The following is a 25,598-nucleotide window of genomic DNA, read 5'->3' on the forward strand; positions in this document are numbered from 1 at the left end:
TGCCGAGATCCACGTCGACGGCATCCAGATGGTGCGCCTGCTCGGCCCGCAGGATCGGATGCTGACGCGGCTCGAGCGCGAGTACCCCGACGTCACCGTCGTGGTGCGCGGCAACCAGGTGATGCTCGACGGCGACGCCGAGCAGGTCGAGCAGGCCGAGCGACTCGTGCGCGAGCTCGCCGACCTCGTCGCGAACGGCACCGACCTCGGGCAGTCGGAGGTCGGCGAGGGCGCGCGACTCATCCGCGAGGACTCGCCGATGACGCTCGCCGACGTCACGGGTGACGCCATCCTCACCACGGGGCGCAAGAGCATCCGCGCGAAGACCGAGGGCCAGCGCGCCTACGTCGACGCGATCGGCGAGCACACCATCGTGTTCGGCATCGGGCCGGCGGGCACCGGCAAGACCTACCTCGCGATGGCGAAGGCCGTGCAGGCGCTGCAGCGGCGCGAGGTGCAGCGCATCATCCTCACGCGGCCCGCCGTCGAGGCCGGCGAGCGGCTCGGCTTCCTGCCAGGCACGCTCACCGACAAGATCGACCCGTACCTGCGCCCGCTGTACGACGCGCTCAACGAGATGATGGATCCCGAGCTCGTGCCGAAGCTGCTCGCGACGGGCGTCGTCGAGGTCGCGCCGCTCGCGTACATGCGCGGCCGCACGCTGAACGACGCGTTCGTCGTGCTCGACGAGGCGCAGAACACGACGCCCGAGCAGATGAAGATGTTCCTCACGCGCCTCGGCTTCGGCTCGCGGATGGTCGTCACGGGCGACATCACGCAGATCGACCTGCCCGAGGGCACGAGCGGCCTGCAGGTCGCGAGCCGCGTGCTCGGCGGCATCGACGACATCCACTTCGCGCAGCTCACGAGCGCCGACGTCGTGCGGCACACGCTCGTGGGCCGCATCGTCGACGCCTACACGGCGCACGAGGCGCGCGTCATGGCCCAGGAGGGCGGCACGCGCGAGCAGCGTCGCGAGCACCTGCAGCGGAAGGGGCGGCGATGAGCGTCGACGTGCTGAACGAGTCGGGCGTCGCGATCGACGAGGCGCGGCTCGCGCGACTGGTCGAGTTCGACCTCGAGGCGCTCTTCGTGCACTCGGAGGCCGAGGTGAGCGTCGTGCTCGTCGACGTCGCCGCCATGGAGCAGCTGCACGTGCAGTGGATGGACGAGCCCGGGCCCACCGACGTCCTGTCGTTCCCGATGGACGAGCTGCGGCCGGGCACGGCCGAGCGGCCGACGCCCGCGGGCCTCCTCGGCGACATCGTGCTGTGCCCGCAGGTGGCGGAGGGCCAGGCGCAGGAGGCCGGGCATCCGCTCATGGCCGAGCTCGAGCTGCTCACGACGCACGGCATGCTGCACCTGCTCGGCTTCGACCACGCGGAGCCCGCCGAGCGCGACGAGATGTTCGCGCTGCAGGACGAGCTGCTCGCGCGGTTCCGAGCCGCCGATGCTTGAGCTGGCGCTCTTCGCGATCGCGGCGGTGCTCGTCGTCGTCGGCGCCTGGCTCGCCGCATGCGACGCGGCGCTCGGCGTCACGAGCAGGCGCGACCTGCAGGACATGGCGCAGGAGGCGCGAGGCCGCGGCGCGCTCCAGGGCATCGCCGACGACCTCACGGGCCACGTCATGGTCGTGCAGTTCGGCCGCATCCTGTTCGAGACGACCGCGGCGGTGCTGCTGACGATCGGGCTCACGCGCCTGCTCGAGTGGTGGTGGGCGCTCGTCGTCGCCGTCGCGATCATGGCGGTGACGTCGTTCGTGCTCGTCGGCTCGAGCCCGCGCGCCGTGGGCCGGGCGCACGCACGGCAGCTGCTGCGGCTGTCGGCGGGCCCCATCCGTGCTCTGCGCGTGCTCTTCGGCCCCATCGCGACGCTCGTGCTCGCGGTCGGCGATCGCGTGACGCCAGGCAGGCAGCGCGAGACGGCGTTCACGAGCGAGGAGCAGCTGCTGTCGATGGTCGACGAGGCCACGACGCGAGCGGTGCTCGAGGAGGACGACCGCGAGCTCATCCACTCGATCTTCGAGTTCAACGAGACGTACGTGCGCGAGGTGATGGTGCCCCGCACCGACATGATCGTCGCCGAGTCGGCCATGACGGCGGAGGAGGCGCTGCGCCGGTTCCTCGAGTCGGGGCTGTCGCGCATGCCGGTCGCGGGGGAGTCGCTCGACGAGATCGAGGGCATCCTGTACCTGCGCGACGTCGTGCGCAGCCGCACGATGCGGCCGGACGAGCACGAGACGGCGCGGTCGCTCGCGCGCATCGCGCTCTTCGTGCCCGAGTCGAAGAAGGCCGACGACACGCTCGCCCACATGCAGCTCGAGCGCGTGCACGTCGCGATGGTCGTCGACGAGTACGGCGGCATCGCGGGGCTCGTGACGCTCGAGGACCTCATCGAGGAGCTCATCGGCGACATCCACGACGAGCACGATCGCGCGGGCTCCGAGGCCGTCGCGCTCGCCGACGGCACGTACCTCGTGTCGGCGCGCCTGCAGATCGACGAGCTCGGCGACCTCTACGACCTGCAGCTCGACGACGACGACGTCGACTCGGTCGGCGGGCTGCTGCAGAAGGAGCTCGGCCGCATCGCCGAGGTGGGCGACGTCGTCGAGACGCACGGCCTGCGCCTCGCCGTCGAGCGCGTCGACGGTCGCGGTCGCGAGGCCGGTCGCGTGCGGGTCGAGCGCATCGTGCCCGCGGAGGTGGAGGCGGAATGACGCATCGCAGTGGATTCGTGACGTTCGTGGGTCGCCCGAACGCGGGCAAGTCGACGCTCATGAACGCGCTCGTCGGCGAGAAGGTCGCGATCACGTCGTCGAAGCCGCAGACGACGCGGCGCGCGATCCGCGGCATCGTGCACCTCGACGACGCGCAGATCGTCGTCGTCGACACCCCGGGCATGCACAAGCCGCGCACGCTGCTCGGCAAGCGCCTGAACGCCGTCGTGCAGACGACGCTCGGCGACGTCGACGTCATCTGCCTGTGCGTGCCTGCGAACGAGCGGCTCGGACCTGGTGACCGCTACATCGACCAGCAGCTCGACGGCTTCCCCGGGGCGCGCAAGGTCGCGCTCGTGACGAAGGTCGACGCGGCCTCGAAGGATCGGGTCGCCGAGCAGCTGCTCGAGGTCGCCGCCCTGCGCGAGTGGGATGCCATCATCCCCCTCTCCTCGGTGTCGGGCTCGCAGCTCGACGTGCTGCTCGACGAGCTCGCGCAGCTGCTGCCGGAGTCGCCGCCGCTCTACGACGCGGGGACGTCGACGGAGGAGCGGCTCGACGACCGCATCGCCGAGCTGATCCGCGAGGCGGCCCTCGAGGACGTGCGCGACGAGCTGCCGCACTCGATCATCGTGACGATCGACGACGTCGTCGCCCGCGAGGACAAGCCCATCACCGACGTGTACGCGAACCTCTGGGTCGAGCGCGACAGCCAGAAGGGCATCGTCATCGGCCGCGGCGGCGAGCGTCTGCGCCGCATCGGCAAGGATGCGCGTGCCGAGATCGAGGCGCTCGTCGGGCAGCAGGTGCACCTCGACCTGCGCGTGAAGATCGCGAAGGAATGGCAGGGCGATCCGAAGCAGCTGGGACGCTTCGGGCTCTAGGCGCTCGCCGCGCGATCGCAGGGCGCCGCGACGCGGCGTGCCGTGCGGGTGACACACGACGATCCTTCAGGGAACCGTGAGGTTCGCTCAGCCCGTCTCGCCGCCGTTCCCACCATAGCGACGCGGGCTGGCCGATGGGCCGGGTTCCTCGGTGGCCACGAAGTGCTCCTCGGAAGCCACGGGATCGTGCCCGAGCGGCTGCACCGGTGCGCAGGATCGACGCACCGGCGCTCAGCCGGCAGGCGACGGAAGGACACGATCCCCATGAGACGAAGCATCCAGGCCATCACGACGGCGACCATCGCGGGGGCGATGCTCGCATTCGGCAGCGGCATGGCGGTCGCAGCACCCGCCCCGGCCGACGCCGACGTCGACGCGTTCAGCGTCCCCGCATCCGAGACCGCCGCGGCCGCGTCGGCATGGTCGCCGGAGCGGATGCAGGCCGCCGTCCCCGCCGATGCGCTTGTGAACGACGAGGTCGGCCAGCTCGAGCAGGGCGCGCCCGATGGCGCCGCCGTCACCGCCGAGGGCCAGCGTCCGAGCCTGCTCGCGACGCCCGCGAACCCCGTCGCCCACATCGGCAAGGTCTTCTTCACGCTCGGCGGCGTCGACTACGTCTGCTCGGCGAACTCCGTCGCGTCGGCGAACGGCAGCACCGTCGCGACGGCCGGGCACTGCCTGAACGAGGGCCCTGGCGACTTCGCCTCGGAGTTCATCTTCGTGCCGGCGTACGACGAGGGTGCCGCGCCGTACGGCCAGTGGGCAGCGACGGAGCTCGTCGCGCCGACGCAGTGGACCGCTGGCGGCGACATCAACTACGACACGGGCTTCGCCGTGGTCGACGGACCGGGCAGCGCGACCCTCGCCGCCACCGTCGGCTCGTCGAGCGTGGCCTTCAACCAGTCGACGGGCCTCGGCTACACGCTGTACGGGTACCCGGCGGCGCGGCCGTTCGACGGCGAGACGCTGCAGACCTGCGCGGGCACGTCGTTCGCGGACACCATCGGCGGCACCGACTCGCAGGGCGTGCCCTGCGACATGACCGGCGGCTCGTCCGGCGGCCCCTGGTTCATCGGGTCGGGCTCCGGTGGCACGCAGAACTCGGTGAACAGCTTCGGCTACAACGCGCAGTCGGGCGTCATGTACGGCCCCTACTGGGGATCCGTGATCCAGGGCGCGTATCAGGAGGCGCAGGGCTGATCGACCCGCGACGCGACGGGGCCGGCGACGTGCCGGCCCCGTCGTCGCGTGCGCACGCGACGCCGCAGGTCGTCCGAGCGGATGATTCCCACCGCCGGATGCTGCCCGGCCCTCGCGTGCGCCGTAGCGTGAGGGGGTGGTCCGGCCCCTCACGCGCGTGCAGCTGACGTTCGACGTCGCCGTCGCGATCGGGCTCGGGTTCCTGCTCGGCGCGCCGTCGATCCTCATCGGATCCGGTCCCGAGCTGCCGTGGGTGCTGCTGACGATCCTCGGCCTCGGCAGCCTCGTCGCACTGCGCAGGGTCGCACCGATGGTCACGCTCGGCATCGGGCTGCTCATGGGCGCCGGCTTCCTGCTCGCCGGCCTCACGACGCTCACACCCGTCTGGTTCCAGGTGCTCGTGCTGCTGTACACGGTGGGGCGGTGGTGCGGCGGCCTGCAGCGCGTGCTCGGCGCGGTCGTCGCGCTGCTCGGGGCGACGCTCGTCGCCGTCTGGTTCGTGCGCTTCGGCTACGGCGTGGGCCTGTCGGGCGGCGTCGTCGACGTGCTCTTTCCGTTCGCGCTCGCGTCATTCGGCTTCACGCTGCTGTTCGGGCTCGCGCTCGTCTCCGGCATCCTCGTCGCCGAGATCGTGCGCAGCCAGTCGCTGTCGAGGCAGACGCGCGCCGAGCGGGAGCGCGCAGAGGTCGAGCAGGAGCGCACCGGCATCGCCCGCGACATGCACGACGTCGTCGCGCACTCGCTCGCCGTCGTGATCGCGCAGGCGAACGGGGCGCGCTACGCGGGCTCGGTGGAGGCGAAGGACGAGAGCCTGCAGCAGATCGCCGCGACGGCGTCGGCCGCGCTCGGCGACGTGCGCGGCCTGCTCGAGCGGCTGCGTCACGCGCAGGCCGCCGACCCCGACGCATCCCTCGCGACGCTCCCCGCGCTCGTGCAGCGCGTGCGCGCCGCCGGCCTCGCGGTCGAGGTGCGGGAGCAGGGCGTGCCGATGCCACTGCCGCGCGCAGCCGACATCGCCGCGTACCGCATCGTGCAGGAGGCGCTCACGAACGCCCTGCGCCACGGCGACCGCATGCATCCCGTCCTCGTGTCGCTCGTGCACGGCGAGCAGCTGGAGGTGACGGTGCGCAACGCGATGCGGCAGGCGCCCGGGCACTCGGGACACGGGCTCGTCGGCATGCGCGAGCGTGCGAGGATCGCAGGCGGGCACGTCGACGTCGGGCCCTCCGGCGGCGCCTGGGTCGTCCGGGCCGTGCTGCCGCGCTGGGAGGCCGTCGCATGATCCGCGTGCTGCTCGTCGACGATCAGGCGCTCTTCCGCAGCGGCATGCGGATGCTCGTCGACTCGCAACGCGACCTCGAGGTCGTCGGCGAGGCAGGCGATGGCCGTGAGGCCGTGCGCGAGTGCGCGCGCCTGCAGCCCAACATCGTGCTGATGGACGTGCGCATGCCCGTGCTCGACGGCATCGACGCCACGACCGAGATCGTGGCGTCGGGCAGCGCCGCCCGGGTCGTCGTGCTCACGACCTTCGACCTCGACGAGGCCGTCGCACGAGCGCTGCGGGCCGGCGCGAGCGGCTTCCTGCTGAAGGACGCGCATCCCGAGCTCGTGCTCGCGACGGTGCGCGCCGTGCACGACGGCAGCGAGGTCGTCGCGGCGTCGGCCACGCGGACGCTGCTCGCACGGCACGCCGAGGCACCCGCGCCGCCGCCGCCCGCGCTCGCCACCCTCACGCCGCGCGAGCACGAGATCCTGCTGCAGGTCGCTCGCGGGCTGTCGAACGCCGAGATCGCGCGCAGCGAGTTCGTGAGCGAGACGACCGTGAAGACCCACGTGTCGCGCATGCTGCAGAAGCTGGGGCTGCGCGACCGTGTGCAGGCCGTCGTCCTCGCGCATCAGCACGGCCTCGTCTAGGGCGGCGCTGCCGGCTCATCCGCTCGGATGACGCGATCGGCACGCGCGGACGACGCGGCGGATGCCGGTGCCCGGCTGGGATGGGAGCATGCACGCATCCCCAGCGCTCCGCCTCACCGACGTCACCCGCCGCTACGGCGCGGGAGACGCCTCCGTCGTCGCCCTCGACGGCGTCTCGCTCGCGATCGACCCCGGCGAGTTCGTCGCCATCATGGGCCCGTCGGGCTCGGGCAAGTCGACGCTCATGCACCTCGCTGCCGGCCTCGATGCTCCGACGACGGGCTCCGTCCGCATCGGTGACGCCGAGCTCGTCGGCCTCGACGACGCCGCGCTGACCCGCCTGCGCCGCGACCGCGTCGGCTTCGTCTTCCAGGCGTTCAACCTCGTGCCGACGCTCACGGCCCGCGACAACATCCGCCTGCCGTTCGACCTGGCAGGGCGTCGCGCCGACGACGCGCTCATCGACCTGCTCGTGTCGTGGCTCGGCCTCGCCGGTCGCGTCGACCACCGCCCGGGCGAGCTCTCGGGCGGGCAGCAGCAGCGCGTCGCGATCGCCCGCGCGCTCGCGACGCGGCCCACGATCGTCTTCGCCGACGAGCCGACGGGCAACCTCGACTCGCGCACGGCGGGCGACGTCCTCGCGATCCTGCAGCAGGCTGCGCGCGAGCACGGCCAGGCGATCTGCATGGTCACGCACGACCCCATCGCGGCCGAGGCCGCCGATCGCGTCGTGCTGCTCGCCGACGGGCGCATCCGCGGCGACGAGCGCGGGCTCGACCGCGGCGAGATCGCCGCGCGGATGCTGCGCCTGCAGGAGCGTGCCGCGTGAGCCGCGCCCACGTGCCGACCGTCGCGGTCACGGCCGTCGCCGCGTGCTTCGCCGTGCTGCTCACGAGCGTCACCGAGATGCTCTTCACCCTCGTGCTCGACTCCGAGCTGCTCGCCTCGGGCGCTGCGCCCCTCCTCGCCGCCATCGCCGTCGCATGCATCACCGTCGTCGCGGTGCTCGTGTCGGCGATCGTCGCGCGCACGACGGTGCAGCACGTCGTCGAGGAGCAGCGCGCGGTCATCGCGCTGCGCCGCCTGCTCGGCGCCTCCAGCAGGCAGGAGCGCTCGCGGGTGCTGCGCTCGTCGCTCGTCGCCGGCGTGCTCGGCACGCTCGGCGGCGCCGTCGTCGGCCTCGCCGCCGGCGCCGCGACGCAGCTCGCCGTCGGCGCGACCGGGATGGTGGAGGGCGCCGACGTCGTGCTGCTGCCGCCCACGGCCATCGCACCCGTCGTCGGCATCGCCCTCGCCGTCGCTGCCGTGACGCGCTCGGGCACGCGCGGCGTGCTCGACGTGACGCCGATCGAGGCGCTCGGCGCCTCGGCCGCGCAGCCGAGGCGCGCTCGGCGACCCATCGCATCCCTCGCCGTGCTGGGCGCGGCGCTCGTGGTGCTCGTCGGCGCCGTGGTCGGCGCGCCGTGGAGCCCGCTCGCGATCCTCGTCGCCGTGCTGGGCGGCGTGCTGCTGTCGATCGGCATCATCGGCATCGCACCGGCGGTGCTCGTGCCCGTGCTCGGCGCCGTCGGTCGGGTGCTCGGCTCGTCGGTGCCCGCGCGAGCCGCGGTGCGTTCGGCCCAGGACGCGCGCGAGCGCTCGAGCGGACTCGTGCTCGCGCTCATGGTCGGCATCGCGACGGTCGTGCTGCTCGCGACGGCCGGTGCGACGATGCGCGACGCGCTCATCGCGATCGAGCGCGAGCCGGAGTACGTCGCCGAGATCACCCGCATCGTCGACGGCATCGTGCTGGCGCTCGGCGTCCTCGTCGGATCGACGGCGGTCGTCGCCGTGCTCGGGTTCGTCACGAGCATGCTCACCGCCGTGCGGCAGCGCACGCGCGAGATCGGGCTGCTGCGCGCGCTCGGCATGACGAGCGCGCAGGTGCGGTGGATGGTGACGGCGGAGACCGTGGCGATCGCGTTCGTCGCGCTCGTCGGCGGCGTCGCCCTCGGCGTCTCGCTCGGGTGGGTCGCGGTCTGGACGATGTTCGCGTCGTCGTACGGCGTGGGACCGATCGTGCCGTCGGTGTCGCCGTGGCTGCTCGTCGGCAGCGTCGTCGCCGCGGCGCTCGTCGCGCTCGCCGCCGCCGCTCCTGCGACGGCGAGGGCGCGCCGCATCGCGCCCGTGGAGGCGCTGCGCGTCGCGTGATGGCCGCGCCGCGGCGTGCGCGCGGTGGGCGGCGAGGGGGGTATGGTTGCCCCATGCGCTCCTCGCTGCTCATCCTTCGCCGCCGCGGCGAGGCCTAGACACCGGGCCTCCTCGCCGCGGAGTCCTCGTGCAGCCCGGAGTCGATCCGACCCCAGGAGCATCCAGCATGAAGAGCATGCAGCAGCCGTCGGGCATGCCGGCGCATCGCTACACCCCGTACCACGAGCAGATCCGGGTCGAGCTGCCCGATCGCACGTGGCCCTCGAAGCGCATCGAGCGCGCACCGCTGTGGTGCGCCGTCGACCTGCGCGACGGCAACCAGGCCCTCATCGAGCCCATGACCCCCGAGCGCAAGCGGATCATGTTCCAGCTGCTCGTCGACATGGGCTACAAGGAGATCGAGGTGGGCTTCCCCTCGGCGAGCCAGACCGACTTCGACTTCGTGCGCCAGCTCATCGACGACGGCCTGATCCCCGACGACGTCACGATCCAGGTGCTGACGCAGTGCCGCGACCACCTCATCCGTCGCACGTTCGAGGCGATCGACGGTGCGAAGCAGGCGATCGTGCACATCTACAACTCGACGAGCGTGCTGCAGCGCGACGTCGTCTTCCGCTCGGACCGCGAGGGCGTCAAGCAGATCGCCGTCGACGGCGCGCGGCTCTGCCTCGAGCTCGAGGGCATGCTGCAGCACACGCAGGTGCGCTACGAGTACAGCCCCGAGTCGTACACGGGCACCGAGCTCGACTACGCGCTCGACGTGTGCAACGCCATCATCGAGGTGCTCGACGCGCGACCCGAGCGCCCCGTGATCATCAACCTGCCCGCGACGGTCGAGATGGCGACGCCCAACGTCTACGCCGACTCGATCGAGTGGATGCACCGCAACCTCGCGCGACGCGAGTCGGTCATCCTGTCGCTGCACCCGCACAACGACCGCGGCACGGGCATCGCGGCCGCCGAGCTCGGCTACATGGCGGGCGCCGACCGCATCGAGGGCTGCCTCTTCGGCAACGGCGAGCGCACCGGCAACGTCGATCTCGTGGCGCTGGGCCTCAACCTGCTCACGCAGGGCATCGACCCCGAGATCGACTTCTCGGACCTCGACCACATCCGCCGCACAGCCGAGCACTGCAACCAGCTGCGGGTGCCCGAGCGCTCGCCGTGGGCGGGCGACCTCGTGTACACGGCCTTCTCCGGATCGCATCAGGATGCGATCAAGAAGGGCTTCGAGCGGATGTCCGCCGACGCCGAGGCGGCGGGCAGGAGCGTCGACGAGATGCCGTGGGCCGTGCCGTACCTGCCGATCGACCCGAAGGACGTCGGCCGCTCGTACGAGGCGGTCATCCGCGTGAACTCGCAGTCGGGCAAGGGCGGCGTCGCCTACCTGCTGAAGAGCGACCACGGACTCGACCTGCCGCGACGCCTGCAGATCGAGTTCTCGAACATCGTGCAGGCCCGCACCGACTCGGAGGGCGGCGAGGTGTCGAGCGCCGCGATCTGGGAGATCTTCGGCGACGAGTACCTGCCGAACCCGTCGCGCGAGGCCGAGGACCAGTGGGGCCGCTTCGAGCTGCGCGAGGTCGCGTCGCAGTCGTCGCTCGGCGGCGAGACGCGTCTCACGGTCGTGCTCCGCGACGAGCAGACGCTGCGCGACGCGGAGGCGTCGGGCAACGGCCCGATCGACGCGCTGCTGTCGCTGCTGCGGGCCGAGGGCGTCGAGGTGTCGCTCGTCGACTACGTCGAGCACACCCTCGCGGCCGGGCAGGACGCGCAGGCCGCCTCGTACGTCGAGCTCGAGCTCGGCGGCGAGCGGTTCTGGGGCGTCGGCATCGACCACTCGACGTCGCACGCCTCGTTGCGCGCCATCGTCTCCGCGGTGAACCGCGGGCTGCGCGTGCGCGTCGCCTCGCCTGCCGCGACGGCGTAGGGCGCGCGTGCCGGTCTACCGCGACGAGGGGGTCGTGCTCACGACGCACCACCTCGGCGAGGCCGACCGCATCGTCGTGCTGCTCACGCGCGAGCACGGCAAGGTGCGTGCCGTCGCGAAGGGCGTGCGCCGGACCTCCTCGAGGTTCGGCGCACGGCTCGAGCCCTTCATGGTGGCCGACCTGCAGCTCGCCGTCGGCCGCAGCCTCGACATCGTGACGCAGGCGGAGACCATCGGCGCGTACGCCGACCAGATCATGGTCGACTACCCGCGGTACACCGCTGCGGCCGCGATGGTCGAGACCGCCGACCGGCTCACCGACCACGACGCCTCCGTGCAGCAGTACCTCCTGCTCGTGGGCGCGCTGCGGTCGCTGTCGCGCGGCGAGCACGACCCGGGCCTCACCCTCGACTCGTACCTGCTGCGCTCGATGGCGATCGCCGGATGGGCGCCGACCTTCGGCGACTGCGCCGTGTCGGGGGAGCCAGGGCCGCACTCGGCGTTCGTGCCGCAGCTGGGCGGCATGGTGGCCGACGGGCACGCGCCCCCGGGCGTCGCGCGGCTCGACGCCGAGACCGTCGCGCTGCTCGCCTCCCTCCTCACGGGCGACTGGGTCGTCGCCGATGCGACGGGGGACGGCTCGCGGGCGCGGGCGTCGGGCATCGTCGGCGCGTGGGTGCAGTGGCACCTCGAGCGCGGCCTCCGGTCGCTCGAGCACGTCGACCGCTCGCGCGCGCCCGCCGGTCCTGGCGCGCAGTAGCCTCGATCCGATGAGCGAGCGACGCATCCCGAGGCATCCCGACGCCGTCGCGTCGCGACCGGTCGACTGGACGGGGCAGCAGCCGCCTGCCTACGAGCCCGGCACGGTGCCCGCGCACGTCGCCATCATCATGGACGGCAACGGCCGCTGGGCGAACGGCCGCGGCAAGACGCGCGTCGAGGGCCACCAGGCCGGCGAGGAGGTGCTGCTCGACGTCGTCGCCGGTGCGCTGCAGGCGGGCGTGCGGCACCTGTCGGTGTACGCGTTCTCGACCGAGAACTGGAAGCGCGATCCGAGCGAGGTGCGCTTCCTCATGGGCTTCAACCGCGCGGTGCTGCACCGCCGCCGCGACCAGCTGCACGACTGGGGCGTGCGCATCCGCTGGGCGGGCAGGCGTCCGCGGCTGTGGCGCTCGGTCGTCGACGAGCTGCGCGTCGCCGAGCGGCTCACCGAGGGCAACGACCGCATGACCCTCACGATGTGCATCAACTACGGCGGCAGGCTCGAGATCACGGATGCCGTGCGCTCGATCGCCGAGGACGTCGAGGCGGGGCGGCTCAAGGCGTCGGGCGTGTCGGAGCGGCTCATCCGCAGCCGCATGTACCTGCCGGACGTGCCCGACGTCGACCTCTACGTGCGCTCGTCGGGGGAGCAGCGCATCTCGAACTTCCTGACGTGGCAGGGCGCGTACGCCGAGATGGTCTTCCTCGACACGCTGTGGCCGGACTTCTCGCGACTCGACCTGTGGCGGGCGATCGACGTCTACACCGGTCGCGAGCGCCGCTTCGGCGGGGCGATCGACGCGCCCACGACCTGAGCGACCTCCGCCGTGCTGCGTCGTGCAGACGATCCCGGCAACGGAGGGGCATGCTCCCTCGGCTGCCGGGAGCGCCTGCGAGACGCACTCCGCGAGCGAGCGATCGGCGCAAGCGCCACCCCGCGTCGCGACGCCGCGGGCGAACGGCAGTGGTGTCACCGCCCCGTTCGGGGGACGGTGGCAGAAAATGCGACTCGGCGTGTCGAGTTGGAAGGATCCTCACTTCCCCTAGGTTCTCACTCGTGCCTCGTCTCCTCGCTCCTGCCGCCGTGCTCCTCAGCGCCGCGCTCGTCCTCCTCTCGGCGCCGGCCGTCGCGTCCGCCGCGACGCTCACCGGCTCGGATGCCACGCCCGCCACCGTCGACGGCTCCCAGGTAATCCGCTCGATCCCCATCACGTCGACCGCCACGGTCGAGTCGGTCACGATCGCGCTCGACATGCGCCAGGCGTCGTCGAGCTGCGAGAACGTCAACCTCGGAGGCGGCACCGCCTTCTACGACATGGAGTACATCCTCACGTCGCCGGCCGGGACCGCGGTGACGCTCATCCGCTTCAATGCCGCGGGCGGCGGAGCCGGCGGCTACGGCGTCGGCGGCGAGGTGCCGCGCCAGGTCGTCACGCTCGACGACGCGGCATCGGCGGTCGTCGGATCCACCAACGACGGCGTCCCGGAGGCCGGGACCTTCCGCCCGGCGCAGCCGCTCGCCGCCTTCCAGGGGGAGCCGGCTGGCGGCACGTGGCGTCTCACCGTCGCCGACCGACTCGGTGGGTATCCGAACTGCTACTCCGGGGCCACCCTCACCATCGTGGACTCCGCCCCGACCCTCCCGGGCGGTGCGCTGCCCGCCGGCACGGAGGGCACGCCGTACGCGGAGCAGCTCGTCGCCACCTCGTCGAACCCGCCCGTCGCGTATGCCGTCGTCGATGCCGCAGCGCTCCCGCCGGGCCTCTCGCTCTCGACCTCGGGAGCACTCACGGGCACGCCGACGACCTCCGGCGCCTACGCCTTCGCCGCCACCGCGACGGACCAGGACGGCACGTCCGAGCCCGCGCAGTACACGCTCGTCGTCGAGGGCGCGCCGTCGCTCGCCGGGCCCGCCACCGCGTCGGCGCAGATCGGCGTGCCGTTCTCCTACCAGCCGACGCTCGACGACGGCGAGCGCGCCACGGTCGTCACCGCGACGGGCCTTCCGGACGGCCTCGTGGTCGACGCGGCCACGGGCGCCATCACCGGCACGCCGACCGGCACGCTCGGCGACGCCGTCGTCACGCTCACCGCGTCGAACGGCGTCGCGCCCGATGCGACCCTGACCACGACGATCACGGTCGCGGCGGGGCCCGTCGCCGCGATCTCGCTCACGCCTGCCGAGCAGACCGTCGGCGTCGGTGCCGCGATCGAGTTCGCCGTCGCGGGCGAGGACTCCGAGGGCAACCCCGTGGCCGTGGATGGCGACGTGACGCTCGTCTCGGACGGCGAGGGCGACGTCGTCGACGGCCTCGACGTGACCTTCGGCTCGGTCGGCACGCGCACGGTGACGGCGACGCACGCCGACGGCTCGACGGACACCGCGACCATCACGGTCGTCGCGGCGCCCGTGCTGCCCGCAGGCGAGCTGCCGGGCGGCATCGTGGGCGACGCCTACGCCACGACGCTGCCCGAGGCATCCGGCACGGGCGACGTCACCTACGCCGTCGTCGAAGGCGACTCGCTGCCCGCGGGCATCGCGCTCGCTGAGGACGGGACGCTCTCGGGCACCCCGACGGCGCCCGGCACGTACGCGTTCGACGTCGTCGCGAGCGACGCCTACGGCTCCTCCGAGGCGACGACCTTCACGGTCGTCGTGCAGCAGCGCGCCGCGATCGGCGGACCGGCGACGGCGGATGCCGTGCTCGGCACGCCGTTCGCGTACGCGCCCGAGCTCGAGCCCGGCGACCCGGCCGCGACCGTGACGTCGACGGCGCTGCCCGAGTGGCTCGCCCTCGACGCCGCCACCGGCGTGCTCTCGGGCACCCCGACGGGCGAGCCGGGCGTCGTGACCGTGACGCTCACCGCCGACAACGGCATCGCGCCCGCTGCGACGCTCGACGTGACGATCACGGTGTCGGCAGCGCCCGTGCCGTCGGCACCTGCGCCGTCCGCGCCCGCGCCCTCGACGCCCGCCGTCGCCCCCGGTGCTCCCGGCTCCGGCCTCCCGGTGACCGGTGCCGACGCGCCCGCCGGGCTCGTCGTGCTGGCGGCGATCGTCATGCTCGGCTCGGGTGCGCTCGTGCTCGTGCGACGTCGCACGCAGCAGCGCTGACCCGCCTCGTGCGAGCGGCACGCGCCGCCGCGGCCCCGGCCGCGGCGGCGCTGTCGTGCGCCTCCCGACCTGCGCGATCGGCCTGGTCGAGGCGTCGTGTCGTCATGAACCATCTCAAGCGTCGTATGGCGGCGCGAACGGGGGACAGGAGAAGCATCACCGTGTCTCTCGCTCTCGGGCGTGTCGCGATGGGGTGAGTTATCTTCAGCCACGTGAAGCGATTCCTCGCACCCGTCGCCGCGGCTCTCGGCATCCTGCTCGTCGCCGTCTCGGCGCCTGCCGTCGCGAACGCGGCGACCGTCGGTGCATCCGACGCCTCCTCCTTCAGCGTCGACCAGAGCAGCCGCGACGTCGCACTGCCCGTCGTGTCGACCGCGAACGTCGGTGCGGTGCGCATCGCGATCGACTTCGAGAAGGACGGTCCGCAGTGCGTCGGCTTCGCCGACGACAACCCGTACCACAACGAGACCCAGTTCCAGCTTCGCTCGCCCGCGGGGACGACGGTGACGCTCATCGCATCGGGCACCTACGCCGGGGCCAGCACCCAGCGCGTGCTCGTGACGCTCGACGACGCAGCGCCGGCGCGCGTCGGGGGCGGCGAGCCCGTCCGCGGCACCTTCCGACCCTCGAGCCCGCTCGCGGCGTTCGCGGGCCAGCCCGCCGGCGGCACGTGGGTGCTCACCGTCACCGACACCGTGGGCAGCGACCCGCTGTGCTACTTCGGCTCCACGCTCACGATCGACGAGGCCGCGCCCGTCCTCCCTGCGGGTGCGCTGCCGCGCGGGACCGAGGGCGTCGCCTACTCGGCGCAGCTGCCCGCAGCGACCGCCTCGGGCGCCGTCACCTACGCGGTCGTCGATCCCGCTGCCCTCCCGCCGGGGCTGACGGTCCAGACGAGCGGCGCGGTCGTCGGCACGCCGACCGTCTCGGGCACCTACGTCTTCTCCGTCACCGCGAGCGATGCGATCGGGACGTCGCAGCCCAGGTCGTACACGATCGTCGTCGAGGGGCCGCCGAGCATCTCGGGTGCCGCATCCGCCGCCGCGACGAACGACGTGGCCTTCTCCTACGCTCCCGTCGTCGACGACGGCGAGCGCGCTGCGACCGTCACGGCCGAGGGATTGCCGAGCGGCCTGACCGTCTCGCCCACGACCGGCGTCATCTCGGGCTCGCCGACGGCCCTCGTCGGCCGCTACGGCGTGCTCCTCACGATCGACAACGGCCTCGGCACCGACGAGCACGCGGTGGTCGTCACGGTCGGCGCGGGAGCAGTCGCGTCCCTGACGCTGTCGCCGCTCACGAGCCGCATCGCCGAGAACGCCTCCATCGCCTTCGGCGTCACCGCGCAGGATGCTGGCGCGAACCCCGTGCCGGCCGACGGCGTCACGCTCACGACGGACGGCGCGGACGATGCCGTCGACGGCCTCACCGTCGTCTTCGGCGACCCCGGTCAGCGCACCGTCACCGCCACGCACGGCGCCACCGGCGTCACGACGACCGCGACCGTCTCGGTGCTGCCCGCGCCCGTCGTGCCGCCCGGCACGCTGCCCGTCGCCCGCGTCGGCGAGGCGTACGCGGCGACCCTGCCCGCCGCGATCGCCGAGGGCGACGACGTGACCTACGCGCTCGCAGAGGGCTCGGCCCTCCCGGCGGGCCTCACCCTCTCCGACGACGGCACGATCGCGGGCACGCCGACGACGTTCGGCGCCGCATCCTTCGACGTCACGGCGACGGACGAGTTCGGCACGTCCGAGGCGGAGACGTTCTCGATCGAGGTGCAGGCGCCACCCGCCATCACGGGCGCGGCGACGGCCTCGGCGACGCGCGACGCGCCGTTCTCCTACGAGCCCGCGCTCGTCGCCGGCCAGCCCGCCGCGAGCGTGACGGCGGCGGGCCTGCCCGACGGACTCGTCGTGGATGCCGCATCCGGCGCCATCACGGGCGAGCCCACGGACGCACCCGGCACCTACGCCGTGACGCTGACGGCGACCAACGCGGTCGGTGCCGACGAGCACACGGTCACGATCACGCTCGTCGCAGGTGCGGCGGCGCAGCTCGCGCTGACGCCGTCGGCCACGCAGGTCTCGCAGGGCGGCACGGTCACCTTCGAGGTCACCGCCGTCGACGACGACGGCTACGCGACCGACGCGAGCGACGTGACGCTGTCGACGGGCGTCGAGGGCGACGAGGTCGCCCAGACGCAGGACGCCATCACGTTCGGCGCGCCCGGCACTCGCACCGTCACGGCGACGTCCGCATCCACGAGCGCGACGACGACGGCGACCATCGAGGTCATCGCACCGCCGACGCTGCCCGCGGGCGAGCTGCCGAACGGCATCGTGGGCGATGCATACGCCGCGGCGCTGCCCGCGCCGACGACGACGGGCGACTGGACGATCGAGGCGGTCGACGCCGAGGCGCTGCCCCCGGGCATCGTGCTCGACGAGACCGGCACCCTCGCCGGCACGCCCACCGAGGCCGGCACCTTCACGTTCGCCGCGACCGTCACGGACCGGTTCGGCACGTCGGAGGAGACGACCTTCACGATCGTCGTGCAGCAGCGCGCCGCGATCTCCGGCGAGGCCACGGCCGTCGCGCGGATCGGCGAGCCCTTCGCGTACGCACCCGACCTCGAGCCCGGGGACCCCGCCGCCACGGTCACGACGCCCGAGCAGCTGCCCGCATGGCTGTCGCTCGACGCAGCGACCGGCGAGCTCACCGGCACCCCCACGGGCGCGCTCGGCGAGGTCATCGTGACGCTCGTCGCAGACAACGGCCTCGGCAGCGACAGCCACGTGGTCACGATCGACGTCGTGCCCGGCGTCGTCGCGACGCTCGCCCTCACGCCGGCGGCGACGACGATCGACCAGGGTGGCTCGGTGACGTTCGAGGTCTCCGGCGCCGACGTCGAGGGCAACGCCGTCGACGTGACGGACGAGGTCGCACTGACCTCCGACGTCGCGACCGATGCGATCGACGGGCTGCGCGTGACCTTCCCCACGGCATCGGCGCACACCATCACCGCGACGCACGAGTCGACGGGCGTCACGGCGACGGCCGTCGTCGAGGTCGTGCCCGCGCCCACGGTGACGCAGCCCACGCCCTCGGCACCCGGCGTCACGGCACCGCCGCCCACGCAGGCGGGCACCGACCTGCCGCGCACCGGCGCGGAGCTCGCGGGCACGATGATGCTCGTCGCGCTCGCCGCGATGCTGCTCGTCGCCGGCGTCGTGCTCGGCCTGCGCCGACGCCGCTGACGTCTCGTGCACGCCGGACGGCGGATGCGGCCCCGCGCCGCATCCGCCGTCCGGCGCCCGCCGCGTCCTGGGAGGATCGACGCATGCGCATCCCACGGCTCGTCGCGGTCGCGGCCGCGAGCCTCCTGCTCGCCGGTTGCTCGTCGGCGCCGCAGCCGGCGCAGGTGACGGGTGACGACGTCGAGGCGCGTTGGGAGGCCGCGGTCGTCGGCGCCGTCGACTACCAGCTGGGCGGTGCCGACGAGCCCGCGAGCGGCACGACCGTCGTGGCCCGCGATGCCACCCAGCCGCCCGCGCCCGGCACCTTCTCCATCTGCTACCTGAACGGCTTCCAGACGCAGCCGGACGCAGCGCGGTGGTGGCTCCAGGAGCATGCGGACCTGCTGCTGCGCGACGACGCGGGGGAGCCCATGATCGATCCGGGATGGCCGGACGAGATGGCGCTCGACACGACCACGCCGGAGCGTCGGGAGGCGATCGCCGCCATCGTCGAGCCGTGGGTCGACGGCTGCGCCGAGGCCGGGTACGACGCCGTCGAGTACGACAACCTCGACTCGTGGACGCGCTTCGACGGCCTCACGGTCGAGGGCAACCTCGCGCTCGCCGCGCTGCTCGTCGACGCCGCGCACGCCCACGGGATGTGGGCCGCGCAGAAGAACGCGCTCGATGCGGGCGAGGCGGGGCCGGCCGCAGGCTTCGACCTCGTCGTGAGCGAGGAGTGCGGGCAGTACGACGAGTGCGCGGGCTACGCCGAGCTCTACGGCGACCGGCACCTCGACGTGGAGTACGTCGAGTCGACCGACGAGGACGCGTTCCTCGCGATGTGCGAGGCGGGCGACGTGCCGCGGCTCTCCGTGCTGCGCGACCGGCCGCTCGCGCCTGCAGGCGAGGCCGGCCACGTGCGCATCCCATGCCCGTGACCGCCCCGCACGTGCGTCGGCGTGCACGCCCCCGACACGCGTCGCCGGTAGGATCGAACGTCCCCACGAAGCCCAGCGCGCACTCCGGCGCGCATGATCCAGGAGCATCATGCCCACGAGCCGTCTCGACCAGGTCATCAATCTCGCGAAGCGTCGCGGATTCGTCTTCCAGGCCGGTGAGATCTACGGCGGCTCGCGCTCCGCATGGGACTACGGACCCCTCGGCGTCGCGCTGAAGGAGAACATCAAGCGCCAGTGGTGGAAGACGTTCGTGCAGGGCCGTGACGACATGGTCGGCCTCGACTCGTCGATCATCCTGCCGCAGAAGGTGTGGCACGCCTCCGGCCACGTCGCGACGTTCACCGACCCGCTCGTCGAGTCGCTGCACACCCACAAGCGCTACCGCGCCGACCACCTCATCGAGGCGTACGAGGCCAAGCACGGCCACCCGCCCGAGAACGGCCTCGCCGACATCAAGGACCCCGAGACGGGACAGCCGGGCTCCTGGACGGAGCCCAAGGCGTTCTCCGGCCTCATGAAGACCTACCTCGGCCCCGTCGACGACGAGGAGGGCCTGCACTACCTGCGCCCCGAGACGGCGCAGGGCATCTTCGTGAACTTCAACAACGTCGTGACGACCGCACGTCGCAAGCCGCCGTTCGGCATCGGGCAGATCGGCAAGTCGTTCCGCAACGAGATCACGCCCGGCAACTTCATCTTCCGCACGCGCGAGTTCGAGCAGATGGAGATCGAGTTCTTCGTGCCGCCCGCCGACGCACCCGAGTGGTTCGACCGCTGGGTCGCCGACTGCGAGGCATGGTTCCACGACCTCGGCCTGCGGCCCGAGAACATCCGCCACCTCGACGTGCCCGACGGCGAGCGCGCGCACTACTCGGCGCGCACGATCGACCTCGAGTACCGCTTCGGCTTCCAGGGCAGCGAGTGGGGCGAGCTCATGGGCGTCGCGAACCGCACCGACTACGACCTGCGCACGCACTCCGACCACTCCGGCAAGAAGCTCGAGTACTTCGACCAGGCGGCCAACGAGCGCTACACCCCCTTCGTGATCGAGCCCGCGTTCGGCCTCACCCGCAGCCTCATGGCCTTCCTCATCGAGGCGTACGACGAGGAGGAGGTGCCGAACGCGAAGGGCGGCACCGACACCCGCACGGTGCTGCGCCTCGACCCGCGCCTCGCCCCCGTGAAGGCTGCGGTGCTGCCGCTGTCGCGCAACGAGCAGCTGTCGCCGCTCGCCCGCCAGGTCGCGCAGTCGCTGCGACGCCACTGGTCCATCGAGTTCGACGACGCCGGCGCGATCGGCCGCCGCTACCGCCGTCAGGACGAGGTCGGCACGCCGTTCTGCATCACCGTCGACTTCGACTCGCTCGAGGACCAGGCGGTGACGGTGCGCGAGCGCGACACCATGCAGCAGCAGCGCGTGCCCATCGCCGAGCTCGAGGGCTTCCTGGCGCAGGCGCTCGTCGGAGCCTGATCGTGACCGGCACGCAGACGACGAGCGCGACGCGGGCGCCGGCGCTGCGGATCGGCCCCATCGAGCTCGAGGCCCCCGTGGTGCTCGCCCCCATGGCGGGCATCACGAACACCGCGTTCCGCAGGCTGTGCCGTGAGCACGGCGCCGGGCTCTACGTCGCCGAGATGGTGACGTCTCGCGCGCTCGTCGAGCGCGGCGAGGAGACCTTCCGCCTCCTGTCGCACCACGAGTCCGAGACGCCGCGCTCCGTGCAGCTCTACGGCGTCGACCCCGCGACGGTCGAGCGCGCCGTGCGCATCATCGTCGACGAGGACCGCGCCGACCACATCGACCTGAACTTCGGCTGCCCCGTGCCGAAGGTCACGCGCCGCGGCGGCGGCTCGGCGCTGCCGTGGAAGCACGAGCTGTTCCGGGCGATCGTCGAGCGCGCCGTGCGCGCAGCGGGCGACGTGCCGCTCACCGTCAAGATGCGCAAGGGCATCGACGACGACCACCTCACCTACCTCGAGGCCGGTCGCGCCGCCGAGGCAGCGGGCGTCGCGGCCATCGCGCTGCACGGGCGCACGGCGGCCCAGCACTACTCGGGCACCGCGGACTGGGACGCGATCGCGCGCCTCAAGGAGGCCATCACGTCGGTGCCCGTGCTCGGCAACGGCGACGTCTGGCAGGCGGAGGACGCCCTGCGGATGATGGACGCGACGGGCTGCGACGGCGTCGTCGTCGGTCGCGGCTGCCTCGGGCGCCCGTGGCTCTTCGGCGACCTCGTCGCGGCGTTCGAGGGCCGCGACGAGCGCTTCCGCCCGTCGCTCCTCGAGGTGTTCGCCGTGTTCCGCAGGCACGCCGAGCTGCTCGTCGAGTTCTTCGGCGACGAGGATCGCGCCTGCCGCGACATCCGCAAGCACGTCGCCTGGTACGGCAAGGGCTACCCGATGGGCGGCGACGTGCGCCGTGCGCTCGCCGCGGTCTCGAGCCTCGCCGAGATCGACGAGCTCGTCGCGACGCTCGCCGACGCTCCCTACGACGCCGCGGGCGTCGAGGGGCAGCGCGGCCGCGCCGGCAGCCCGAAGCGGCCCGCGCTGCCCGACGGCTGGCTCGAGAGCCCCGAGCTGAGCCCCGCGCAGCGCGCGGCGCTCATCGAGGACGAGAGCGACACGCGTGGCGGCTGACTACGTCGGCCACGACCGCGAGCGGTGGTGGCCCGAGACCCATTCGACGAGGCGCAGCGACTTCGCACGCGATCGTGCGCGCCTCCTGCACTCGAGCGCGCTGCGACGCCTCGCGCAGAAGACGCAGGTGGTCTCGCCGACGTCGGGCCTCGACTTCGCCCGCAACCGCCTCACGCATTCGCTCGAGGTCGCGCAGGTCGGTCGCGAGCTCGCAGGCGCCCTCGGGCTCGACCCCGACGTCGTCGACACGGCGTGCCTCGCGCACGACATCGGGCATCCGCCGTTCGGGCACAACGGCGAGCGCGCGCTCAACGACTGGGCCGCCGAGATCGGCGGCTTCGAGGGCAACGCGCAGACCCTGCGCGTCATCACGCGCCTCGAGCCGAAGATCGTCGGCGACCGCCCCTACGGGCTGAACCTGACCCGTGCGAGCGTCGACGCGGCGACGAAGTACCCGTGGCCCGCCGACCAGGAGGTGCTCGACGCAGGGTCGGGCCGTGTGAAGTTCGGCTTCTACGCCGTCGACCGCGACGTCTTCGAGTGGGCGAGGGAGGGTGCGCCCGACTCGCGGCGCTGCATCGAGGCCGAGGTCATGGACCTCGCCGACGACATCGCCTACTCGGTGCACGACTTCGAGGATGCCGTCGTGAACGGCTTCATCGACCCGCGCGCGCTCGCGGGACGCGCCGACCACGACGCGCTCGTCGACCGCATGGAGCGCTGGGTGGGCGACGTGCCGCGCGACGAGCTGCTCGCGGCGTTCGACCGGCTCGACGACCTCGACACGTGGCTCGAGTCGTTCGACGGCAGCCGCGGCGACCAGGCTCGGCTGAAGAACCTCACGTCGCGACTCATCGGGCGCTTCGCCACCGCGGCGGCCGGCGCCACCCGTGCCTCGTTCTCGGGGTCGCTCGCTCGCTTCGGCGGATCCGTCGTCGTGCCCCCCGAGGTGCGCGCCGAGATCGCCGTGCTGAAGGGCACCGTCGCGGCCTTCGTCATGGACGTCGAGCACCGGCAGCCGCTCTACGAGCAGCAGCGCGTCGTGCTCGCCGAGCTCGCCGACCGCCTGCTCGAGGTGGGGGAGGGGGCGCTCGACGCGACCTTCGCCGAGGACTGGCGCCACGCATCCGACGACGCCGCCCGCATGCGCGTTGTGGTCGACCAGGTCGCCAACCTGTCGGATCACACCGCCGTCGCCTGGCACGCGCAGCAGGTGGTCTGATGCCGGGCCGCATCCGCAGGGAGGACATCGACGAGGTCCGCAGCCGGATGTCGATCGTCGACGTCGTCTCCGACCACGTGTCGCTGAAGTCGGCGGGCGTGGGCAGCCTCAAGGGGCTGTGCCCGTTCCACGACGAGCGGTCGGCGTCGTTCCACGTGCGGCCGGCCATCAATCGCTACCACTGCTTCGGATGCGGCGAGGACGGCGACGTCATCGGCTTCGTCATGGCGATGGATCACACGTCGTTCACCGAGACGGTCGAGCGCTTCGCCGCGCAGCTCGGCATCACGCTGCGCTACGAGGACGGCGGGGCGCCGCAGATCGAGGCGGGCTCGCGGCTGCGGCTGCTCGAGGCCTCGAAGGCGGCTGCCGAGTTCTTCCAGGCGCAGCTGCTCACGCCCGCCGCCGAGCCCGGCCAGCGCTTCCTGGGCGAGCGCGGCTTCGACCTCGCCGCGGCGCAGCGCTTCGGCGTGGGCTTCGCGCCGCAGTCGTTCGAGGCGCTGCGCACCCACCTGCGAGGGTTGGGCTTCAGCGACGACGAGCAGCTGCGCGCAGGCCTGCTGTCGGAGGGGCAGCGCGGCCCGTACGACCGGTTCCGTGGTCGCCTCGTGTGGCCCATCCGCGACGTCACGGGTGCGACGGTCGGCTTCGGCGCGCGCAAGCTGCTCGACGACGATCCCGGTCCCAAGTACCTGAACACCCCCGAGACCGCGATCTATCACAAGTCGCAGGTGCTGTACGGGCTCGACCTCGCGAAGCGCGACATCTCGCGGCAGCGCGAGGCCGTGATCGTCGAGGGCTACACCGACGTCATGGCCTGCCATCTCGCGGGCGTGGGCACGGCGATCGCGACGTGCGGCACCGCGTTCGGCGTCGACCACATCAAGGTGCTGCGCCGCGTGCTCGGCGACGTGTCGACGTCGGACACGACGGCGCTCGGCCGCGTCGTCTTCACGTTCGACCCCGACGAGGCAGGGCAGAAGGCGGCGAGCCGCGCCTTCGCCGAGGAGCAGCGCTTCGCGGCGCAGACGTTCGTCGCCGTCGCCCCCGACGGACTCGACCCCTGCGACCTGCGGCTGCAGCGCGGCGACGATGCGGTGCGACGACTCATCGAGACGCGGCGACCCATGTTCGAGTTCATGCTGCGGCGGGTGGTGGATGCCTTCGACCTCGAGACCGTCGAGGGCCGCGTGCAGGCGACGCGCGCGGCGGCGCCGGTGCTCGCGACGATCCGCGACCGCGCGCTCGCAGAGGGGTACCAGCGCCAGGTGTCCGGCTGGCTCGGCGTCGAGCCGCGCGACGTGCACCGGGCGCTGCAGGCATGGCGGGCGCAGCAGGGTCGGCAGGAGCAGCAGCGCGCCCAGGGCCGGCCGGGGCAGCCGAGCGCGAGCTCGCAGGGCGGGCCGGGCGCGCAGCAGGAGCGGCAGTCCGAGCCGCAGGTCACGATGCAGCAGCTGCCCAAGGATCCCGCGACGATCCTCGAGCGCGAGGCCATCGTCGCGATGCTGCAGCAGGGTCGGCACGTGCCGGAGTCGCTGCGAGCACGCGGCGCGTCGGCCCACGTCGGCGACGGGTCGCTGCGCATCGTGCGCGACGGCATCCTCGCCGAGCTCGACCGCATCGCCGAGCCTGGATTCTCGGAGCGCGTGGCGGCCGTCGTGCCGCAGCCGCTCGCGCCGCTCGTGCGCGAGCTCGCGATCGCGCCGATGATCGCGGGGCCGCGCGGCGTCGAGTCGAGCGTGCGCGGCGTCGTCGTGTCGCTCGTCCTGCGTGACATCCTGAGGGAGAAGGGCGAGCTGCTCGGCCAGCTGTACCGGCTGCGCGACGGCGATCCGGCGGCCGCGCGTCGGCTCACGACCCGGATCGACGAGCTCGACGCCGAGCGAGCGCGCATGGAGGAGCAGCGATGATCGAGCCGACGCACGCCGCGATCCGGGTGCACGACGCATCGCTCGCCCATGCGGGCGCCTCGGCGCTCGTGGTGCGCGGCGTCTCGTTCGTCGCCGAGCCCGGCGCGCCCGTGACGGTGCTCGGGCCGACGGGCGCCGGCAAGTCGACGCTGCTCGACGCCATCGCGCTGCGCACGCCCAAGGAGGCGGGCGCGGAGGTGCACGGCGGGTCGATCTCGGTGCTCGGCCACGACGTGCGCGGTCTGGGCGCGCGCGCTCGGACGCGGCTGCTCGCATTCGTCGGGCACGCGCCGCAGCGCGGATCCGAGCACCTCGAGGGCACGCTCACGGTGGGCGACGTCGTCGCGAGCCCGATCTTCGACCGCGATCCACGCTTCGACCGCGGCGAGGCGGGCATCGCCGTCGCAGGAGCGCTCGATCGCGTGCGGCTGCCGCTCGGCGTGCTCGATCGGCACGTGTTCGAGCTGTCCCGCGGCCAGCGGCAGCGCGTCGCGCTCGCGCGGGCGCTCGTGCTCGATCCGCGTGCGCTCGTCGTCGACGACCCGATCTCGGGCCTCGACCCCGTCGTCGCCCCTGCGGTGCTCGCGGCGCTGCGCGATCTCGCAGCCTCCCGCGCGCTCGTCGCCGCGGTGCGCACGCCGCGGCACGCCCGAGCGCTCGGCGGCACCTCGGTCGTGCTGCATCGCGGCCGCGTCGTGGGCGTCGGGCCCATCGACGACCTGCTGGCCGACCCGCGGCATCCCTTCGTCGCGGCGCTCGCTCGCACGAAGCACGCGGCCGCCTGACGGTGCGCGGGGTACGGCCGCGTGCCCCTGACGAGGACCACGCCTCGGCCCCGCGCCGTGCGCCAGCGATGCGCGGCCGAGCACCACCGCGGCCCGACCGAGCACCGAGCGGCTCGCGCGGCCCGGGGAACGACG

20 protein-coding genes are annotated in these 25,598 nt (G+C 73.0%); all 20 read left to right on the plus strand.

The annotated features are described in order from the left end of the window. Positions 1–28: 28 nt before the first annotated feature. On the plus strand, positions 29–1,006 hold the full coding sequence (locus tag ACFQPP_RS05045; RefSeq protein ID WP_376916754.1) for a PhoH family protein: 978 nt from the start codon (positions 29–31) through the stop codon (positions 1,004–1,006). Beyond that, positions 1,003–1,458: an rRNA maturation RNase YbeY gene (ybeY, locus tag ACFQPP_RS05050; RefSeq protein ID WP_376915462.1), complete on the plus strand. Its 456-nt coding sequence runs from the start codon at positions 1,003–1,005 to the stop codon at positions 1,456–1,458. The genes ACFQPP_RS05045 and ybeY overlap by 4 nt, the downstream gene beginning before the upstream one ends. Beyond that, on the plus strand, positions 1,451–2,716 hold the full coding sequence (locus ACFQPP_RS05055) for a hemolysin family protein (RefSeq protein ID WP_376915463.1): 1,266 nt from the start codon (positions 1,451–1,453) through the stop codon (positions 2,714–2,716). The genes ybeY and ACFQPP_RS05055 overlap by 8 nt, the downstream gene beginning before the upstream one ends. Next, complete coding sequence (gene era / locus ACFQPP_RS05060; protein WP_376915464.1) at positions 2,713–3,600, plus strand: GTPase Era; 888 nt, start codon at positions 2,713–2,715, stop codon at positions 3,598–3,600. The genes ACFQPP_RS05055 and era overlap by 4 nt, the downstream gene beginning before the upstream one ends. 264 nt (positions 3,601–3,864) lie before the next feature. Next, the gene (locus ACFQPP_RS05065) at positions 3,865–4,800 is read left to right on the plus strand and encodes a trypsin-like serine peptidase (RefSeq protein ID WP_376915465.1); all 936 of its coding nucleotides are present in this window, start codon (positions 3,865–3,867) and stop codon (positions 4,798–4,800) included. Between the two features lie 136 nt (positions 4,801–4,936). Continuing rightward, positions 4,937–6,082, plus strand: coding sequence for a sensor histidine kinase (locus ACFQPP_RS05070; RefSeq protein WP_376915466.1), 1,146 nt, complete (start codon positions 4,937–4,939; stop codon positions 6,080–6,082). After that, positions 6,079–6,714, plus strand: a complete 636-nt coding sequence (locus ACFQPP_RS05075) for a response regulator (RefSeq protein ID WP_376915467.1) — start codon at positions 6,079–6,081, stop codon at positions 6,712–6,714. Before ACFQPP_RS05070 ends, ACFQPP_RS05075 begins: the two co-directional genes overlap by 4 nt. Before the next feature lie 61 nt (positions 6,715–6,775). Further along, on the plus strand, positions 6,776–7,543 hold the full coding sequence (locus tag ACFQPP_RS05080) for an ABC transporter ATP-binding protein (RefSeq protein WP_376915468.1): 768 nt from the start codon (positions 6,776–6,778) through the stop codon (positions 7,541–7,543). Continuing rightward, positions 7,540–8,904, plus strand: a complete 1,365-nt coding sequence (locus ACFQPP_RS05085) for an FtsX-like permease family protein (protein WP_376915469.1) — start codon at positions 7,540–7,542, stop codon at positions 8,902–8,904. The genes ACFQPP_RS05080 and ACFQPP_RS05085 overlap by 4 nt, the downstream gene beginning before the upstream one ends. A 166-nt stretch (positions 8,905–9,070) precedes the next feature. Beyond that, positions 9,071–10,834: a 2-isopropylmalate synthase gene (gene leuA, locus ACFQPP_RS05090; protein WP_376915470.1), complete on the plus strand. Its 1,764-nt coding sequence runs from the start codon at positions 9,071–9,073 to the stop codon at positions 10,832–10,834. 7 nt (positions 10,835–10,841) lie between these two features. Further along, a complete protein-coding gene (recO, locus tag ACFQPP_RS05095; RefSeq protein WP_376915471.1) occupies positions 10,842–11,594 on the plus strand; it encodes a DNA repair protein RecO in 753 nt (250 codons plus the stop codon). Between the two features lie 10 nt (positions 11,595–11,604). Beyond that, the gene (locus ACFQPP_RS05100; protein ID WP_376915472.1) at positions 11,605–12,411 is read left to right on the plus strand and encodes an isoprenyl transferase; all 807 of its coding nucleotides are present in this window, start codon (positions 11,605–11,607) and stop codon (positions 12,409–12,411) included. Positions 12,412–12,653: 242 nt separating this feature from the next. Beyond that, a complete protein-coding gene (locus tag ACFQPP_RS05105) occupies positions 12,654–14,711 on the plus strand; it encodes a putative Ig domain-containing protein (protein WP_376915473.1) in 2,058 nt (685 codons plus the stop codon). A gap of 212 nt (positions 14,712–14,923) precedes the next feature. Further along, on the plus strand, positions 14,924–17,968 hold the full coding sequence (locus ACFQPP_RS05110) for a putative Ig domain-containing protein (RefSeq protein WP_376915474.1): 3,045 nt from the start codon (positions 14,924–14,926) through the stop codon (positions 17,966–17,968). A gap of 83 nt (positions 17,969–18,051) precedes the next feature. After that, on the plus strand, positions 18,052–18,888 hold the full coding sequence (locus ACFQPP_RS05115; protein ID WP_376915475.1) for an endo alpha-1,4 polygalactosaminidase: 837 nt from the start codon (positions 18,052–18,054) through the stop codon (positions 18,886–18,888). Between the two features lie 109 nt (positions 18,889–18,997). Next, a complete protein-coding gene (locus tag ACFQPP_RS05120) occupies positions 18,998–20,380 on the plus strand; it encodes a glycine--tRNA ligase (protein ID WP_376915476.1) in 1,383 nt (460 codons plus the stop codon). A gap of 2 nt (positions 20,381–20,382) precedes the next feature. Continuing rightward, positions 20,383–21,546 carry a tRNA dihydrouridine synthase DusB gene (gene dusB, locus ACFQPP_RS05125; protein ID WP_376915477.1) on the plus strand — a complete coding sequence of 388 codons (1,164 nt, stop codon included), beginning with the start codon at positions 20,383–20,385 and terminating at the stop codon, positions 21,544–21,546. After that, positions 21,536–22,768 (plus strand): deoxyguanosinetriphosphate triphosphohydrolase, encoded by a 1,233-nt coding sequence (locus ACFQPP_RS05130; RefSeq protein WP_376915478.1) that lies wholly within the window; start codon positions 21,536–21,538, stop codon positions 22,766–22,768. Before dusB ends, ACFQPP_RS05130 begins: the two co-directional genes overlap by 11 nt. Further along, positions 22,768–24,678 carry a DNA primase gene (gene dnaG / locus ACFQPP_RS05135; protein WP_376915479.1) on the plus strand — a complete coding sequence of 637 codons (1,911 nt, stop codon included), beginning with the start codon at positions 22,768–22,770 and terminating at the stop codon, positions 24,676–24,678. Before ACFQPP_RS05130 ends, dnaG begins: the two co-directional genes overlap by 1 nt. Beyond that, entirely contained in the window at positions 24,675–25,463 is a 789-nt protein-coding gene (locus ACFQPP_RS05140; RefSeq protein ID WP_376915480.1) for an ATP-binding cassette domain-containing protein, read from the plus strand. The genes dnaG and ACFQPP_RS05140 overlap by 4 nt, the downstream gene beginning before the upstream one ends. Positions 25,464–25,598 lie beyond the last annotated feature (135 nt).

This window comes from Agrococcus sp. GCM10030265 (genome assembly GCF_042666675.1).
In the GTDB taxonomy this organism is placed as follows: Bacteria; Actinomycetota; Actinomycetes; order Actinomycetales; family Microbacteriaceae; genus Agrococcus.

Excerpts from the sequence above, each read along its gene's own strand:
- ACFQPP_RS05115 (WP_376915475.1), top strand. The coding sequence starts at position 18,052 with ATGCGCATCCCACGGCTCGTCGCGGTCGCGGCCGCGAGCCTCCTGCTC.
- ACFQPP_RS05080 (WP_376915468.1), top strand. The coding sequence starts at position 6,776 with ATGCCGGTGCCCGGCTGGGATGGGAGCATGCACGCATCCCCAGCGCTC.
- dnaG (WP_376915479.1), top strand. The coding sequence starts at position 22,768 with ATGCCGGGCCGCATCCGCAGGGAGGACATCGACGAGGTCCGCAGCCGG.
- ACFQPP_RS05075 (WP_376915467.1), top strand. The coding sequence starts at position 6,079 with ATGATCCGCGTGCTGCTCGTCGACGATCAGGCGCTCTTCCGCAGCGGC.
- ACFQPP_RS05120 (WP_376915476.1), top strand. The coding sequence starts at position 18,998 with ATGCCCACGAGCCGTCTCGACCAGGTCATCAATCTCGCGAAGCGTCGC.
- ACFQPP_RS05055 (WP_376915463.1), top strand. The coding sequence starts at position 1,451 with ATGCTTGAGCTGGCGCTCTTCGCGATCGCGGCGGTGCTCGTCGTCGTC.
- leuA (WP_376915470.1), top strand. The coding sequence starts at position 9,071 with ATGAAGAGCATGCAGCAGCCGTCGGGCATGCCGGCGCATCGCTACACC.
- ACFQPP_RS05065 (WP_376915465.1), top strand. The coding sequence starts at position 3,865 with ATGAGACGAAGCATCCAGGCCATCACGACGGCGACCATCGCGGGGGCG.
- ybeY (WP_376915462.1), top strand. The coding sequence starts at position 1,003 with ATGAGCGTCGACGTGCTGAACGAGTCGGGCGTCGCGATCGACGAGGCG.
- ACFQPP_RS05140 (WP_376915480.1), top strand. The coding sequence starts at position 24,675 with ATGATCGAGCCGACGCACGCCGCGATCCGGGTGCACGACGCATCGCTC.
- ACFQPP_RS05100 (WP_376915472.1), top strand. The coding sequence starts at position 11,605 with ATGAGCGAGCGACGCATCCCGAGGCATCCCGACGCCGTCGCGTCGCGA.
- ACFQPP_RS05045 (WP_376916754.1), top strand. The coding sequence starts at position 29 with ATGGTGCGCCTGCTCGGCCCGCAGGATCGGATGCTGACGCGGCTCGAG.
- era (WP_376915464.1), top strand. The coding sequence starts at position 2,713 with ATGACGCATCGCAGTGGATTCGTGACGTTCGTGGGTCGCCCGAACGCG.